The 1,593-nt window shown below is 67.5% G+C and carries 2 protein-coding genes; both read right to left on the reverse strand.

Translation table 11 applies throughout. From position 1 onward, the window contains the following. Positions 1–43: 43 nt before the first annotated feature. Positions 44–604, reverse strand: a complete 561-nt coding sequence (ectA, locus tag FPZ41_RS46380; protein ID WP_152870896.1) for a diaminobutyrate acetyltransferase — start codon at positions 602–604, stop codon at positions 44–46. Positions 605–1,016: 412 nt separating this feature from the next. After that, positions 1,017–1,550 carry a DinB family protein gene (locus tag FPZ41_RS46385; protein ID WP_228023470.1) on the reverse strand — a complete coding sequence of 178 codons (534 nt, stop codon included), beginning with the start codon at positions 1,548–1,550 and terminating at the stop codon, positions 1,017–1,019. Positions 1,551–1,593 lie beyond the last annotated feature (43 nt).

Raw genomic sequence — 1,593 nt, forward strand, 5'->3', positions numbered from 1 at the left:
GGGGAGACGGGCGGGGTGAGGCGATGGATCACACGGACATGGATCACACGGACAGCGGGCCGATGCGGTGGAGGACCTCCGGCTCGTGCGAGCCGTCCGGGAACTCCCCCGCCTCGAACAGGACATCGCGCTCGACGCTCGCTCCGTGGCGGGCGGCGTACGAGGCGAACAGGCGCTCCGAAGCGGTGTTGCCCGGGGTGATGGTGGTCTCGACGGTGGTCAGCCGGTGCTGCCGGGCGACCTGGACCGTCAGCCCGTCCAGCAGCGCGGCGGCGACCCCGCGACCCCGCTGGGCGGCGTCGACGGCCACCTGCCAGACGAGGAGGGTGTCCGGGCGCTCGGGCCTGAGGTATCCGGTGACGAAGCCGACCGGCCGCCCGTCCTTCGTGTCCCGCGCCACCGCCGAGGTGTCGGCGAAGTCACGGCACCACAGCAGGTAGCTGTACGAGGAGTTCAGGTCGAGGGTGCGGGAGTCCCGGGCGAGGCGCCAGAGCGCGGCGCCGTCCGCCGCGTCGGGACGGTCGATCCGCAGCCCCTCCGGCATTTCCAGGAATTCCGCGGGCAGTTCCGACAGGTTCGGTAGGTCTGCTTGTGCGGCAGTCATGCGAATTGAATTTACCGAGCGAAACTTGAAATTGCATCGCCGGTCGGGGTTACGGATGCGGCCCTCTTGTGTTATTGCGCGGGCGTGTGCGGCCGCGCGAGAAGGCGTCAAAAGGTGATGTTTTGACCGGATATTAGGGGAGGAATGGGGCACGTTGTGGGGTCGGTCACAATGGCGTAACCCTCACGAGATCTGCGCGAATTGCACCGGTTGGCGTTCGCGGAATCTTTGCGTTTAGGCATCGGAAAAGCGGGCAGAAGAATACGGGGAGCTGTGCTGAATTGGATTATCGCATTTCAGTGAACGGCGCGTGTGAATTTCCTGTATCCCGCCCTGATGGACGGGATACAGGGTGTGCTGGAGGCGCCCGGGTGGCTGGTGTCCCCAGGCGCCGGGGGCGGTGAGCGGGGGATCAGGCCCCCGTGACTCCGTCGATGCGCTCACGGACGATGTCCGCGTGGCCGTTGTGGCGCGCGTACTCCTCGATCATGTGGATCAGGATCCAGCGGAGGCTGACCTCCAGGCCGGCCATCGGACCGTCCGCGATCCGCCCCGTGTCGTCGAGGGAGCGTCCCGCGCACAGTTCCTCACTGCGCGCCACCTCCTCGCGCCACACCGCGAACGCCTCGTCGATGCCGCGCTCCGGGGCGAGCTCGTAGCCGGTCGGGCCGAACAGGTGGGGTACGTCGTGGCCGGCCAGTGCTCGCTGGAACCAGTTGCGTTCCACCTCGGCGAGGTGCTGTACGAGTCCCAGCAGCGTGAGCTCCGAGGGCTCGGCCGACGCCGTCCTTAATTGGGCGTCGTCCAGTCCCGTGCACTTCAGCGCCAGCGTGGCCCGGTGAAAGGCGAGCCAACTCTCCAGCATGGGCCGCTCGTCACCGGTCAGGAGGGGGATGGGGCGGCCGTCGGGGAGTGTCTGAGGTATGTCGCTGGTGTTGGTGTTCATGCCGGGGAGCATGGCAGAAGGGGCTGGTGGGGTGGGGGATGGC

The sequence above is a fragment of the Streptomyces acidicola genome, assembly GCF_009377235.1.
GTDB lineage: Bacteria > Actinomycetota > Actinomycetes > Streptomycetales > Streptomycetaceae > Streptomyces > Streptomyces acidicola.